This window comes from Streptomyces sp. NPDC025618 (genome assembly GCF_055558795.1).
Genome location: NZ_JBVHLW010000011.1, coordinates 1 through 14,350 on the forward strand (window position 1 = coordinate 1; position 14,350 = coordinate 14,350).

Here is a 14,350-nt window from a genome sequence, read left to right on the forward strand (position 1 = left end):
CGCGGTGCGGGCACCGTGCTTCGTATGGAGTGCCGTACCGACGCACCGCGTTCCAGAACCCCACCCTCCAGCCCCACCCCCTCCCACCGGAGAGCGAGTGCGGGCTGTATTTCAGCCCGTCCGGCGATTGAGGACAACGCGGCGAAGCCGCGTTGCTGGGGGCTGGGGGCTTGCCCCCGGTTTCGGGAAGGGGCGGGGCTGGGGAACAAACCAGCCCGTGAGGGCACCTCCCAGCGGTAGCTGAGGGAGCCTGAGGACGCGGCCGCAGGCCGCTCCCGCCGCAGGCGGCAACGGACCCGCCACCCAGAAGCCCGGGGCCGGCCCCCACGCAGCCCGGCCGCCAAGGTCGTTTCGCTCAGACCATTTGTGGTGCAAGCTGTTCCATAGAAGTAGTCGGTGAACGGAGGCGTGACCCATGACCGGGAGCAGCACCAAGGAGAAGGGCAGGGTGGGCCGGGGGCCCGACCCGCGGGCGGAACGCAACAGGGCGGCGGCGCTCGCCGCCGCGGGTGACCTGCTGATCGAGGGCGGCTGGGCCGAGGTGACGCATGTGTCCGTCGCCGCGCGCAGTGGTGTCGGACGGACGACGCTGTACCGGCACTGGCCGGAGCCGGCGCTGCTCATCCAGGAGCTCCTGGCCGACCTGTTCCAGGTGGAGCACGGCGCTCGCACGGCCGATCTGCGCCACGACCTGATCGGAGAACTGAACGCGTTCCTGGACGTGTTGTGCAACCCGAAGGGGGAGCGGGTGCTCCGGGTCATCATCGATCAGGCGCCCCTCGACCCCCGGTACGCGGCGGTCCTGGAGTCCTGCAGCCGCAAGGGGACGGGGATGCTGCGCGAGATCATCGACGAGGCCAAGTCCAGGGGGGAGATCGTCGGGAAGCTGGACACCGATGTGGCGGTCGACCGGCTCATCGGGCCGCTGGTCTTCCGGAGGCTGGTCGAGGGAGGCACCTTCGGCGAGGGCTATGTCCCCGAGCTGGTCGACGACTTCCTGAAGGCGCACGGATCGGCGGCCTGAGGCCGGGCGCCGGAACCTGAAGGCGCCGTTCCGTGATCTTGATTGGTTCTCCAGTGGAACACCTGCGGGGCACGAAGTGCCCCGCGAATCCTCGGGCATCATCTATGGAACATCTTGTGCCACGAAGTGGGGGGCGCAGGTGTTTCTTCGTGATGCCCGGGGGTGGGGGACGCCTCCGTCGGGCTGTCAGCTGCACGTTATTACCCGCTTTAGGCAAAAATGTTTGCTGATGGGAGTAAATCGTGAGCCAGCTCATGGACTGCGGTGTTCGTGGAGAAGTGCGTGTGCACCATGGGGCACGGCTGTACGGCAGGGAGGGGGAATTCGCGGAACTCTCCCGGCTGCTGCACCTGCCGGAAGTCCGGCTGCTGACCGTCACCGGGCCGGCGGGGGTGGGGAAGAGCGCGCTGGCGACGGCGGTGCTGGCCACCATCGTGCCGTCCGCCGCCGACGCGGTCGTCGGGGTGGACCTCGCCTCGACCGGCGATCCGCTGGCCGCCTGGCGCAAGGTCGCCTCGGGGCTCGGGATATCCGGCGCGGCCGTACCGACCCCGGACCGGATCGGGGCCTGGATCGGGGACCGCAGGGTGTTTCTCGCCCTGGACAACGGCGACTTGGTGGCACCACTGCTCGCCCCCGGCATCGGCGCCCTGCTGGGCCGCTGCCCCCGGCTGCGCGTCCTGCTCACCAGCCGCTCCTCCCTCAACGTCTACGCGGAACACCTCTTCCCCGTCGCGCCGTTGCCGGTGCGGCCGCACGGCCGGGGAACGGGCATCTCCGTCGCGGCGCGGCTGTTCCTGGACCGGGTCGGGGCGCACTACCGCAGGGACGTCCTCCAGGGCGGCGACCTGCGGAACATCAGCGAGATCTGTGAGGCGCTGGACGGCCTGCCGCTCGCCATCGAGGTGACGGCGCGGGCCGTCGGCACGATGGGCACGGCGGAGCTGCTCCAGGCGCTGCGGAGCGGGGAGTTCCCGTACCGCAGCCAATTACTCGATGTGCCCACCCGCCATCAGTCGGTCCCGGGGGCGCTCTCCTGGGGGGACCGGGCGCTGACCCCGGACGAGCGGTCCCTGATGCGGCGGCTGGCGGTCTGCGAGTCCTCGGTCGATCTGCTGACGGTGCAGTGCCTGGGGGGCCTCAGCCGGATGCAGGCCGCGGGTCGGCTGGACTCGCTCGTGCACAAGAGCCTGCTGGTGAGCGCGAAACGCGCGGGCGGCGAGCCGGAGTTCCGGATGCTCGCCGTGGTGCGCAGCCACTACCGCAAGCAGCTCGCGCGGTGCCCCGAGGAGTCGGCCGAGGCCCGCGCCCGGCACATGGACCACTACATACGGTTCGCCGCCGTCGCGAAGAGCGGGCTGCGCGCGGCCGACCGGCGGTCGCGCTGGCTGGACCTCGTCCTGACCCGGCTGCCGGACATCCGCACGGCCGTGCACGGACTACAGGCCAGAGGTGCCCATGCCGAAGTGCTGCGCCTCCTGCTCGCGCTCGACGACGCCCTGACCGTCCACCATCTGCTGCCCGAGGCGGCCGTGGTGCTGGAGCGTTCGCTCGCCGCGCTCCGGGCGGCCGGCCCGCGGGACGACGGGCTCACCCCGCTCCTGGCCGACGCGTTCAGGACGGCCGGACGCTGGGCGATGGTAGCCGGGGACCGGGAGCGTGCCGGCGAACTGCTCACCCGCGCCGGCGAGCTGTACGAACGCGCCGGGGTCCCCGGCGGCAGCGCCAAGGCCGCCGTGTTCCTGGGCGAGCTGGCGCGGCGGGCGGGCGACCTGCGCGGCGCGGTGGCCCTGGCGGAGGGCGCCGTGGCGACGCTCGACGCGCGGCGGGAGGTAAGAGGCGCCGCCGCCGCCCGGCGGCTGCTCGCGCTGGCCCTGGCCGGCCTGGGTGACGCCGGGGCGGAGGAGCCGCTGCTCCGGGCCCTCGACGATCTGTGCTCCCTCGACGATCCGTACGCCCGTGCCCTCGCGCTCGTCGACCTGGCCAGGGTCAGGCTGCTGCGGGGCCGGTGCGCGGCGGCGCACGGCGCGGTCCGCGAGGCGATGGAACTGCTTCTGCTGCACAGCGGAGGCCCCGCGGACGTGGTCCTGGCACTGGAGACCACGGCCCGGGCGGCGCCCGACCGGAGCGACGCCGAACGACAGCTCGTCCGGCAGGTGCTCGGAGCGGCCCGCGCGTTGCGCGAGCGGCACGGCGTGCCGCCGGGCGGCGACCCGGTGCCGGTGTCCGAGGGGGAACCGCCGGCCGGCTGCCTCTCGCTGGAGGCCGCGCTCACGCTCGCCCTGTCCGTGCCGTCCGCGCCCGAGGCCGCCGACGAGCCCGGGGCGGACGCCGTCCGCCCGGCCGGGCTCACGCCGCGCCAGTACCAGATCGCCGAGCTGGTGGCCGAAGGGATGACGAACCGTCAGATCGCCCGCACGCTCGAGCTGTCCGAGTGGACGGTGGTCAACCATCTGCGGCAGGTCATGAACAAGCTGGAGTGCCCGTCCCGGGTGCACGTGGCCCGCGTCATGCGGCAGCGGGCGGGCTGACGGAGCCGGGGAACGACGGCTGGGGCCGGGGCGACCCGATCCCACGGTTCCCCGGCCACCCGGCCACCCGGGGTCCGGTCCGGTCAGGGCGCCGACAGGCTGCCCGGCAGGGTGAAGACGACGTCCTCGGTGACGGTCGTGAGGGTGTCGATCCGCCCGTACCCCAGCTCGCCCAGGCGCGCGACCAGCTCCTCGACCAGCACCTCCGGGGCGCTGGCACCCGCGGTGACGCCGACCGAGTCCACGCCGGACAGCCATGACTCGTCGAGCTCGGACACGTCGTCGACCAGATGGGACCGCGCGCCGTGCCGGATCGCCACCTCGACCATCCGGACCGAGTTGCTGGAGTTCTCCGAGCCGACGACCAGGACGAGCTGGGACCGGGCCGCCAGCGCCTTGACCGCGTTCTGCCGGTTCTGGCTCGCGTAGCAGATGTCGTCCGTGCCCGGCCCGGTGATCCGGGGGAAGCGGCGGACGAGCTCCTCGGTGATCTCGCGGGTCTCGTCGAGCGACAGCGTGGTCTGCGTCAGATAGCTGACCGAGGCGCCGTCCTCCAGCTCCAGGGCCCTGGCGTCGTCGACGGTCTCCACCACGATGATGCGCTCCGGGGCCTCGCCGACCGTGCCCTCCACCTCCTCGTGCCGCGCGTGGCCGATGAGCAGGATGGTGTGGCCCGTGGCCGCGAAGCGCTTCGCCTCCTGGTGCACTTTGGACACCAGGGGGCAGGTCGCGTCGATGACGTCCAGCCGCCGGGCGGCGGAGTTCGCCCGTACCTCGGGGGACACGCCGTGCGCGGAGAAGACGCAGACCGCGCCCTCGGGGACGTCCTCCTCGGAGTCCACGAACACCGCTCCGCGCTGTGCCAGCCCGTTCACCACGTACTGGTTGTGGATGATCTGCTTGCGGACGTAGACCGGGGCACCGTGGATCTCGAGCGCCCGCTCGACCATGCCGATGGCGCGCCGCACGCCCGCGCAGAATCCCCGGGGCTCGGCCAGGACGATCCGTTTGCGGGTGGGTGCGGGGGTACTGATGGCGTTCACTGGCCACTCCCGGGGTTGGTGCGGTTGCGGACAAGGTGGCGAGGGCGGCTGTGGGAACGGCCGCGGGCGCGGCCCGTCGGCGGCGGTGCCGCGTCGGTGCGGGGCGGGGCGTCCAGGGCGAGGACGGCGCGCGCCATGGCGTCGGAGTCGGCCAGGGTGACCGAGTCGGCGCCGGGCCGGATGCCCGCGGCGGTCACCCAGTGCACGGCCTCGGTGGGCACCCCGAAGGCGAACCGCCGGGGGTGCGCGCGGCCGGAGGCGTCCACGACCCGGTAGGGGCGCCCGGTGACGGCCAGACCGCCGGTCTCGTAGCCGTCGCCGCGCGCGGACGGGATGCGGTACGGGCGGCATTGGCCGGTGGCGAGCAGATGGCGCAGCAGCGGGTCCGCCGTGCGGCGCAGATCCGTCTCCGGCAGCCTGGCCTCGATGAGCGCGCGGGCGTGGACGCGGGACGACGGGACGGCCGGCGACTCGGCGGCGAAGAGGCCCGAGGACCGGTCGGACCACACCCGCATGCGGGGGCCGACGATCCGGACGAGGCCCGCCTCGACCAGGGCGAGCAGTTCCTCGGTGCGCCGGGCGGGCGGGCCGATGGACAGATAGGCGTTGAGGGGGGTGTACCAGCCGTCGAGGTCGCGGCGGTGGGAATCGCCGTCCAGGCCGCCGTGGTCGACGGCGAGGCGTATCTCGTTGCGCAGGTCGCGCAGCAGATCCAGGGCCGCCTTGAGCGGATCGGTGACGTTTCCGGCCCGTGCCGCGGCGACGTCCGCGCGCAGATGGTCCGTCAGCCAGCCGTGGAAGTGCTCCGGTCCGCTGAACTCCAGGCCGCGGTAGGGCTGTTCGAGGGTGTGCCAGTCCCAGCGGTCGTGCGGGAGGAGGCCGAAGCGGCTCAGCAGGCGTTCCTGCTGTCCGTCCGCGTCCTCGGAGGCGAGATAGAGCTCGCGGAACTCATCGGCGTCCGCGCCCTGTCCGCGGGCCGTCAGCAGCGTCGTGTAGTAGACCGTCTCGACTTCTCTGGCGACGAGCGGCCACAGGTCCGTGCGGAAGTCCAGCCCCGCGCCGCCCGCCGTCTGGGCCCGCAGCTTGGCGATCAGTTCGGCGGTGAGCAGCCGGGGGGCGCACCGGCCCGAGGCGCCCTTCTCGTTCTCGCCGCGCGCGTGGTAGGGCACCCCGCGCCGGGATCCGGCCAGCAGCCGGGGCTCTTGGCCGGAGGGCAGATAGACCAGCCGCCCCGCTCTCCGTACGAAGCGGCCGCCGCGGCCGCTGGTCAACAGGGCCATATGATCGAAGAAGTTGAGTCCGAGGCCGCGCAGCAGCACGGGCTCGCCGGGGGCGACGGCGGTGAGGTCGACGTCGGCGGGGTTGGCGGGCGGCAGGTACGTGAGGCCGTGCCCGGCGGCGAACGCGCCGAACGCGGCCTCCGTCTTCGAGGGCTGGAGCGGCAGGTGGCCCTGGGCCAGGACGACCGCGTGCAGTCCGGTGATCCGGGTGCCGTCGTCGAGGGTCACGGTCTGGGTGCCCGCGGGGCCGTCGTCGAGTGCCACGGCCGTTCGCCGGTGCACATGGACGGCGACGCCCGCCGGGGCGTGGGCCGACACGCGGTGGAACACCCAGTCCAGATAGGCGCCGTACAGGGCGCGGGTGGGATAGGAGTCGGGGCCCAGCGACCGGGCCTCCGCGAGGACGGGCGCGTCGTGCGGCCCGGCCTGTCCGTCCGCGTACCGCGCCAGGCGCCGCGCCCATGCGTACAGGCTCGGGCCGCTCTCCCGGGGGCCCGCCATCCCGACGCTCTCGTCGGTGAAGACGGTGACCTGGCAGGCCACGGTGTTCATCAGCAGATCGCGGGGCTGGCCGGTCCGCCAGACGCGGCCGGGGCCGGGCGCGTAGGGGTCGACGACGTGCACGGCGAGGGGGCGGGGCGCCGCCGGGAGCCGGGCGTTGGCGCAGATGCGCTCCAGGGCGGAGAGGCCGCGGGGGCCCGCCCCGATGAGGCACAGGTCCAGGCGTGTGCCGCTCATGTCAGGTCTCCATTCCCCGAACCCCTTATCGCTGGGATCAGGTGTCATCAGGACCGGGATCAGGACGGATTCTGCCGGTCCGGCCGAGGGCCCATAAGCGGCTGATTATTGCTAGCCCTCCGGGCGGAACTTGTCAGGCGGCTTGCCATGGCCGTGCGCCCGGTTCGTTCCCTAATTTGGTGAACTCTTTCAGCGGTGAGCCCCCTTGGCATTCCGAGCCATTGCCGGCTCACGAAAGTCATTCCTGATGGGGAGTGCTGAAAATGCGGTTCCGTAAACATCCGACAAACCTGGGAGTGCTGTTCGACTGGCACGCGGAGGCGGATCGCCAGACCGTCGCCTGCCTCGACCGGCCCTTCGACATCGCCCCGGACCGGGGGACACGCCTGTCGGCCGGGCAACTCGCCGACATCGTGCGGGACTTCTCCGCCCGGCTGTACGCGGCCGGGGCGCGGCGCGGGGACAGGGTGGCCATCGTCAAGGACAACCATCTGGACATGACGCTGGCCGCCGCGGCGGCGGCCCGGTTCGGCGCGGTTCCCGCGACGATCTCCGCCGTCAACACGCCCGAGGCGCACCGGGTGATGATCGACCGGCTCGCCCCGACGGTCCTGGTCGTCTCGCCGGGGCCGCTCGCCCGCGCCGCCGCCGCCGGCGTCGAACTGGCGGGCCCCGGCACACGGGTGGTGGTGCTGGGCGAGCTCGGCGAGGGCGCGCCGCCCGGCGCGCTGACCCTGGCCGATCTGGACGGGGCGCGGGCGCCGTCCGTGCGCCTGGCCGGCCGGGACGACCCGATGCTCATCATGCACAGCTCGGGGACGACGGGGGTACCCAAGCTGGTCGTCCACTCCGCCGGGACGATGCTCGGCGGGATCGCCCGGATGGAGCGGATCCGCTTCCCCGTGCTGGCGAGCAAGCACCGGGACGTGGCCGCCACATCGGTCTCCTTCGCCCACGGCAGGATCGTCTCCTGGGTGCTGGGGCAGTTCGTGCTGGCCCCCGAGAAGATCGTGATCATTTCGCGGCACGGCACCGATGTCGCCGAGCGGATGCTCGACGAGCACCGGCCGACCACGCTGGAGGCATGCCCCAACATCTTCCAGAAGTGGGAGGAACTGGCCCTCGCCAGGCCGGAGCTGTTCCGCCGGGTCCGGCTGTACGTGGGCACCTTCGACGCGGTGCACCCGCGTACGGTCCGCACGTTCCTGGGGGCGTCCGGCAGGCGTTTCCCGGTGTGGCTCCAGGGCTGGGGCCAGAGCGAGGTGGGGCCGGTGTGCTTCACGCTGTTCACCCGCGGCCGGATGCGGTCCCGGCGCGCCGGGACCGCCGTGACCAGCGACATCGGCTGGCCGTCCCCGGGCTTCAACAAGGTGCGCGTCGTCGACGTGGAGACCGGCCGCCCGGTGCCCCGGGACAGGCCCGGCATCATGATGGTCGCCACCAAGGCGCGCTGCCTGGACTACCTCGGGGAGTCCGACCGCTGGCGGGACAAGGCCCGTGGCACCTGGTGGAACACCGGCGACGTCGGCGAGGCCGGGCGGTTCGGGCGGCTGCGGCTGGTCGACCGCGAAGTGGACACCATCCCCGGCACGAGCGGCATCGAGCTGGAGAGCGTCCTGCTGGACCGGCTGCCCCGGGTGTCCGACGTGACCGTCCTCGGCGTGCCCGGCGAACTGCCCGTGCCCGTCCTGTGCACGGCCGACGGACGGCTGGACCCGGACGAGTGGCGTGCCGCCTGCGAGGGTCTGCCACCGCTCGGTGAGCCGCGGCTCGTCGCGTTCGAGGACGTGCCCCGCACGGCCACCTGGAAGGTACGCCGCCACGACCTGCGCGAGCAGGTGCTCGGCACCAAGGAGTCCCTCGGCACCGGCCGTTGGACCTGACCGTCTCCCCGCGCTCCCGGAGCCGCGCGGCTCCGGGAGCGCGGCCGTTCTCCGGGAGGTACAGCAGTGACCGACATCGACATCGCCGTGATCGGCGCCGGCATCGCCGGACTGACCACCGCCTACCGGCTGGCCAGGGAGGGCCACCGGGTCGAGGTGTTCGAGGCCGCGGACGAGCCCGGCGGGCGCATGCGCTCCGCCCGCGTCGACGGCTACACGATCGACTGCGGGGCCGAGACGATCGCCCCGAACGGCTACCCGGCCACCTGGGAGTTCATCCGGGAGCTGGGCCTGGAGCGGGACGGTGCGCTGCACCGCATCCAGCACCCCGTGGGCCTGTGGCGCGAGGGCCGTACCCACCCCTGGGTGGGGCATCCGAAGTCGCTGCTGAGCGGTGCCGGGATGTCCTGGCGGGGGCGGCTCCAGCTGGTGCGGATGATGGCGGCGGGCGGCCGGCGTGCGGGCCGGGTCGACCCCGACCGGCCGGAGGACTCCCCCTACGGTGAGCTGACGCTCGCCGGGTACGGTGCCCGTCACGGCGGGGAGCTGGTCGACCGGTGCCTGGGCCCGGTGGCGTCCGCGGCCTTCGGCTGGCGGCCCGAGCGCAGTGCCGTGGCCCCGCTGCTGGCCATCATGCAGGGCACCAGGGGCATCTACCACTGGCAGACCTACCGGGACGGCCAGGACACCATGGCCCGGGCCCTCGCCGAGCGGCTGAAGGTGCACCTGTCCAGGCCCGTGGCCCGGGTGGAGCGCGACGGCAGGGGCGCGCGGCTGGCGTTCGCGGACGGCACCGAACTGACCGCCCGCGCGGCCGTGCTCACGCTGCCGTCGCCGGACGTGGCCTCGGTGCGCCCGGATCTGCCGGAGGAGGAGCGGGCCTTCCTGGAGGCGTCGACGTTCACCTCCATGATCCGGGTGGCCGTGATGCTGGACCGGCCGCTGGAGCCCCGGCGCGGCGGATCGCAGCCGCGCCTGTACGCGTTCGTGATGGCGGCGGGCGAGGACTCGCTGCTGTCCGGTGGCACGGTCGAGCACAACAAGTGCTCGCACCGTGTGCCCGCCGGGCGCGGCCTGGTCACCCTGCTCGTCTCGCCGCGCAGGGCCCGCGAGGTCTACGACCTGCCCGACGACCAGGTCCTGGAACGGGCGCTCGACGAGAGCGAGCGCTTCATCGACGGTATGCGGGCGGCGTATGTGGGCCACCGGGTGATCCGCTGGCGGCACGGCCTGCCGGAGGCGCCGCCCGCCGCGCTGGCCCTGCGCAAGGCGTTCGTCTCCAGGGCCGCCCAGCCCGTCGAGTACGCCGGGGACTGGCTGTATCTGCGGCCGAGCAGTGAGGCGGCGGTCGCCTCCTCCGCCCTCGCGGTGGAGCGCGTGCACGCCTGGCTCGCCGGCAACTGACGCCGCGCGCAGGGGGCCCGTACACCGGTCGGTGTACGGGCCCCCTCCCGCTGTGAGCCGGGGGAACTCACAGCCGGCTGGTGGCGGCGCCGGTGTCCACCCGCGCCGCGGCGACGGGGACGGGGGTCTGCGCCGTGCCCTCCTCGCTGATGCCGTAGCGGGCGTGGAAGCGGCGCAGCGGGCCGGGTGCCCACCAGCCGCGGTCGCCCAGCAGTCGCATGGCGGCCGGGAGCAGGATGCCCCGGATGAGCGTGGCGTCCAGCAGGATGGCCAGGGGCAGGCCCAGGCCGAGCGCCTTCAGGTAACTGATCCCGGAGGTGATCATCACGATGAAGACCAGGGACAGCAGGACGGCCGCGTAGGTGACCACCTTGCCGACACGCTCCAGGCCCGTCGCCACGGCCAGTTGGTTGTCCCCGGTGCGGTCGTACTCCTCCTTGACGCGGGACAGGATGAACACCGCGTAGTCCATCGACAGGCCGAAGCCGATCGCGGCGACCAGGATGGGGGTGGTCCAGGTGATGGCGCCGGTGTTGATGAAGTCGCCGACCAGGCCGCGCAGATGGCCGTCCTGGAAGACGTAGACCAGCGAACCGAAGGTGGCGCTGAGGCTCAGCGCGCTCAGCAGCATCGCCAGGAGCGGCAGCAGGAGGCTTCCGGTGAGCAGGAACAGCAGGATGTACGTGCCGAGTCCGACGATGCCCAGGGCGTAGGGGAGCTTGTCCTTGAGGATGTCGAAGGTGTCGACGGAGATGGCGGGCTGGCCGCCGACGGTGACCGGGAAGGGCGAGCCGGTGTCGCGGACGTGGGTGACGATGTCCTTGCCGGCGGTCGACAGCCCGTCCACCGCCGGGACCACCGACAGGTAGGTGGAGCCGTCGCTCGCGAAGCGCCGGGAGGCGTCGGTCGCGGGGGCGACCTGCTTGCCGTCGGCGTACGAGCCGGTCAGCGCGTCGACCCGGGCGACGTCGGGCAGGCCCGAGAGTTTCGTGGCGTAGGCGGCGATGTCGCCGGTGCGCCCCGCGGGCGAGCCGATGCCGCGGCCGACGACCTGGATCGCCTGGGCCTCACGGCTGTTGAAGTCCTGCTGCACGGACTTGGCCACCTGGGCCGACTGGGCGCTCTTCGGCAGGATCTGCTCGTCCGGCAGCCGCATGTTGAGGTCGACGGCCGGTGAGGCCAGGAACGCCATGACCGCGAGGACCCCGATGGCGAGCGGCACGGGGCGCCGCATGACGACGACCGCCAGCCGGTGCCAGAAGCCCTGGCCCTCCTCGGCGGCCGGGCGCGGCTTGCGCCGGATCAGGCGCAGTCTGTCGATGCGGGGGCCGGCCCAGGCCAGCAGCGCGGGCACGATGACCAGCGTGGCGACCGCGGCGACCAGGGTGGTCAGCGTGCCGCCCACGGCGATCGACTGGAACATGCCGAACGGAATGACCATCAGGGACAGGAACGCGATGGCCAGGGTGACCGCGGAGAACGTCACGGTGCGGCCGACGGTGCGCATGGTGGCCCGGATGGCCTCCGAGGTCTGCCCGCCGTTCTTCCCCAGTTCCTCGCGGTAGCGGGTGATGAACAGCAGGCTGTAGTCGATCGCGAGGCCGAGGCCGAGGAAGGTGGTGATGTTCATGAGCAGGTTGTTCGCGTCGAACACGAAGGTCAGCGCGAACAACAGCCCGAAGACCAGCATCAGCGTGCCGAGGGCGACCGCGAGCGGGAGGAACGCAGCCACCAGCGAACCGAAGATGATCACGAGGACGATGAGCACCAGCGGGAAGACCATGCCCTCGGCGCGCCCGGCGTCCTTGGCGGCCTGCTGGGTGTTCTCGTAGTTCATCAGGGCCAGGCCGCCGAGCTTGACGTCCAGGCCGTCGACCGTGCCGGTGTACTCGTCCTTCAGGTCCTTGACGCGGTCGTTGACCGTGTCGAAGTCGCCGAGGATGGTGCCGCTGACCAGCGCCTGGTTTCCCGACGCGCCGCGCAGCGAGGGCGACTTGCCAGCCGACCAGTACGAGGTCACATTACTGAGGTCCTTGTTCTCCTGGAGCCGCCGGGTCAGCTTGAGCCCGGCCTCGGTGACGGCGGGGTCGTCGACGCCGCGGTCGGCCTTGACCAGGATGGTCAGATTGGTCCGGCCCTGCTTGAAGTCCTTCTCCAGGGCGGCCTGGGTCCTGGCGGACTCGGTGCCGTTGTTCTCGTAACCGCCCATGGTCAGACGGCCGTTGAGCCCCATGGAACCGCCGCCCACGCAGAGGACGATGACCAGCACGGCCAACAAGATCTTCTTTGGCCGGGGAAGGATCAGCCTCGCTAGCCTGTCGAGCATGTCGGTAATCTCCTGTCAGGCGGCGCGCCGTCAGGGGTGATGCGCGCTCACATTTTATGGAACAGGGTGTTTCAGAGTTGTGGGACAGTCTGCACCGAAGTTGGTTCCGGTGCAAGGTGTTTCATAGCTGCGCCGGTCACCACGTGTGCAGGGCCAGCAGGTTGGCGGCCACCAGGACGGGCACGCCCCAGCGGTGCAGCTTCATACCGAGGACACGGGCGACCAGGACATCGCCGCGCACGAGCCCCGCGTGCGCCTGACGCGCCCGTACGGCCCACAGCGGCAGCGCGAGCGCCGCGAACCACACCGGTACGGCATCCAGGGCGATGGCCGCCACGAGCGCGGCGGGCTCCAGCAGATGGATCGCCGCGACGATCCGCCGGTAACCGGCGGCCGAGCTGAGCGTGGCCAGGTTCCGGCGGCCGGCGAGCCGGTCCCCCTCGACGTCGTTCATGTTGGAGTAGAGCGACACGAGCAGGCTCCACAGCCCGACGAGGCATGTCTCCAGGACGACCAGGCCGGTCACCTCGCCGGTCAGCAGCACATAGGGGACGAGCACGGCGAGGCCCGGAGTGAGCAGGATCAGCTCCTGCCCGCCGCGGTAGCTGATCTTGAGTCCGTAGGAGTACTGCACATTGCTGGCGAGCACCGCCGCCAGCGTCACGCACGCCCACAGCGGCCGCTCCGGCGCCACGGCCAGGGCGATCCCCCAGAAGACCGCGCCCCACACGGCCGCGCCCCAGCCGAACAGCTCGGCCTGGCGCACCGTCAGCGCACCGCTCAGCAGTGGCTTGCGTGAACGGTCCCGCAGCGCCCCGTCCTCGGGAGAGTAGTTGCGCGCGTCACTGCCGTCCCGGATGCCGGTCACGTCGTCGAGGGCGACCGTGGCGGCCACCACGCCGACATAGCCGGCCGTGTGGAGCAGCAGGACCGACCAGGTGCGGCCGTCCCACAGGAGCGGACCGGGCAACGCCGTCCAGACGACGAAGGCGGCCAAGTAGTAGTCGTAGAAGGAGAGTTTTCCCAGCTTCGCGTAGACCCTCAGACGCCCCGTGACGCCTGCCGGTGACACCGTGCTGACCGCGGACATCGATCGGCCGCCTTTCGTCGTGGAGGAGGGCGGGCGGCTCAGAGCGGCCTGCGCCCGTAGGTGGAGATGAGCACCTGCGACAGCCAGCGGTGCGCAGGATCGGCCATCTCGCGCAGCGCCTCGTCGATACGGGCACCGTCCACGAGGCCCTCGGCGACGAGGCGCGGGCGCAGGAACTCCAGCCACAGCTGGTAGTGCCTGGCCTGCTCAGAACCGCCGTGCACCAGCACCGCGCGGCCCTCCGCCGAGACGTCCTCGAGCCCCGCCTCCAACACGGCCTCGAGATCGAAGTGGCCGCCCCTCGGCTCGTGGCCCGAGCGGCGCATCAGCCCGTAGCCGGCCACGCGGATGTCCTGGAGGAAGTCCTCCGAGACCGAACTGCGGAACAGCGTCAGGGAGTCGGTGTCCTCCAGGAAGAGCGTTCCGCCCGGCTTCAGCGCGCGGACCAGGGCGGCGACCGCCGCGGGCCGGTCCTCGAGGTGCTGGACGACCATCCGGGAGTGGACCAGGTCGAAGGAGGCGGCGGGGAGCTCGTCGTGACGGATGTCGGTCCTGACGACCTCGACGTGGGGCGCCTCGATCCAGCCCAGCCGGTCGGTCGCCAGGTCGGCCGCGACCACCCGGCCGGACGGACCGACACGCCCTCCGAGCCAGTGGGCGACGGACCCGGACCCCGCGCCCACCTCGAGCACCGACCAGCCCTCGGCGACGCCCAGCCGTTCCAGGCGCTCGACCGTACCCGGGTCCCACAGCGCCTCGTTGGTGCGCAGCCGCTCCGTCTCCCGCTCCCACGCCGGATCGAAAACGTACTCCTTGACGTCACCGGCCGGAATCGCGTCAGCTGTCATGGAAACCTCTCCCTCTGTCATGGAGACCTCTCCCTCGAGAATCTCGCCACCGGGAAATCGCGCTCCCACGCTAGGAAGCCGACAGGCCCACCGGCTATGGCAATTGAGTGCGCCGGAGGCAGGGGCACAGACAGATATCTGCTAAGGACCGGCAGGCCCCTCGCGGCCTAGCGTGAGCCCTCC

General features: G+C 72.2%; 9 protein-coding genes. 4 read left to right on the top strand and 5 right to left on the bottom strand.

Features of this window, described 5'->3' with window-relative positions; translation table 11 throughout:
• Positions 1-415 precede the first annotated feature (415 nt).
• Both ACZ4A5_RS12880 and ACZ4A5_RS12885 read left to right on the top strand, forming a co-directional pair.
• Complete coding sequence (locus ACZ4A5_RS12880) at positions 416-1,024, top strand: TetR-like C-terminal domain-containing protein (RefSeq protein ID WP_467581997.1); 609 nt, start codon at positions 416-418, stop codon at positions 1,022-1,024.
• A 284-nt stretch (positions 1,025-1,308) separates the two neighbouring features.
• Positions 1,309-3,555, top strand: coding sequence for a winged helix-turn-helix domain-containing protein (locus ACZ4A5_RS12885; RefSeq protein ID WP_467581999.1), 2,247 nt, complete (start codon positions 1,309-1,311; stop codon positions 3,553-3,555).
• A gap of 83 nt (positions 3,556-3,638) precedes the next feature.
• Here the strand turns inward: ACZ4A5_RS12885 and ACZ4A5_RS12890 are convergent, their stop codons facing one another.
• Both ACZ4A5_RS12890 and ACZ4A5_RS12895 read right to left on the bottom strand, forming a co-directional pair.
• On the bottom strand, positions 3,639-4,598 hold the full coding sequence (locus ACZ4A5_RS12890) for a 4-hydroxy-3-methylbut-2-enyl diphosphate reductase (RefSeq protein WP_467582001.1): 960 nt from the start codon (positions 4,596-4,598) through the stop codon (positions 3,639-3,641).
• Positions 4,595-6,616, bottom strand: coding sequence for an FAD/NAD(P)-binding protein (locus ACZ4A5_RS12895; protein WP_467582003.1), 2,022 nt, complete (start codon positions 6,614-6,616; stop codon positions 4,595-4,597). The genes ACZ4A5_RS12890 and ACZ4A5_RS12895 overlap by 4 nt, the downstream gene beginning before the upstream one ends.
• Positions 6,617-6,912: 296 nt before the next feature.
• Between ACZ4A5_RS12895 and ACZ4A5_RS12900 the strand changes: the two genes are divergently transcribed.
• Positions 6,913-8,499, top strand: a complete 1,587-nt coding sequence (locus ACZ4A5_RS12900; RefSeq protein ID WP_467582005.1) for a class I adenylate-forming enzyme family protein — start codon at positions 6,913-6,915, stop codon at positions 8,497-8,499.
• A gap of 66 nt (positions 8,500-8,565) precedes the next feature.
• Complete coding sequence (locus ACZ4A5_RS12905; RefSeq protein ID WP_467582007.1) at positions 8,566-9,903, top strand: protoporphyrinogen/coproporphyrinogen oxidase; 1,338 nt, start codon at positions 8,566-8,568, stop codon at positions 9,901-9,903.
• 67 nt (positions 9,904-9,970) lie between these two features.
• Here ACZ4A5_RS12905 and ACZ4A5_RS12910 read toward each other — a convergent pair whose 3' ends face one another.
• From ACZ4A5_RS12910 to ACZ4A5_RS12920, 3 genes are all read right to left on the bottom strand, one after another.
• Positions 9,971-12,229: an MMPL family transporter gene (locus tag ACZ4A5_RS12910; protein WP_467582009.1), complete on the bottom strand. Its 2,259-nt coding sequence runs from the start codon at positions 12,227-12,229 to the stop codon at positions 9,971-9,973.
• Between the two features lie 136 nt (positions 12,230-12,365).
• Positions 12,366-13,319: a UbiA family prenyltransferase gene (locus ACZ4A5_RS12915; RefSeq protein WP_467582011.1), complete on the bottom strand. Its 954-nt coding sequence runs from the start codon at positions 13,317-13,319 to the stop codon at positions 12,366-12,368.
• 38 nt (positions 13,320-13,357) lie between these two features.
• Positions 13,358-14,167 (bottom strand): methyltransferase domain-containing protein, encoded by an 810-nt coding sequence (locus ACZ4A5_RS12920; RefSeq protein WP_467582013.1) that lies wholly within the window; start codon positions 14,165-14,167, stop codon positions 13,358-13,360.
• Between the last annotated feature and the right edge of the window lie 183 nt (positions 14,168-14,350).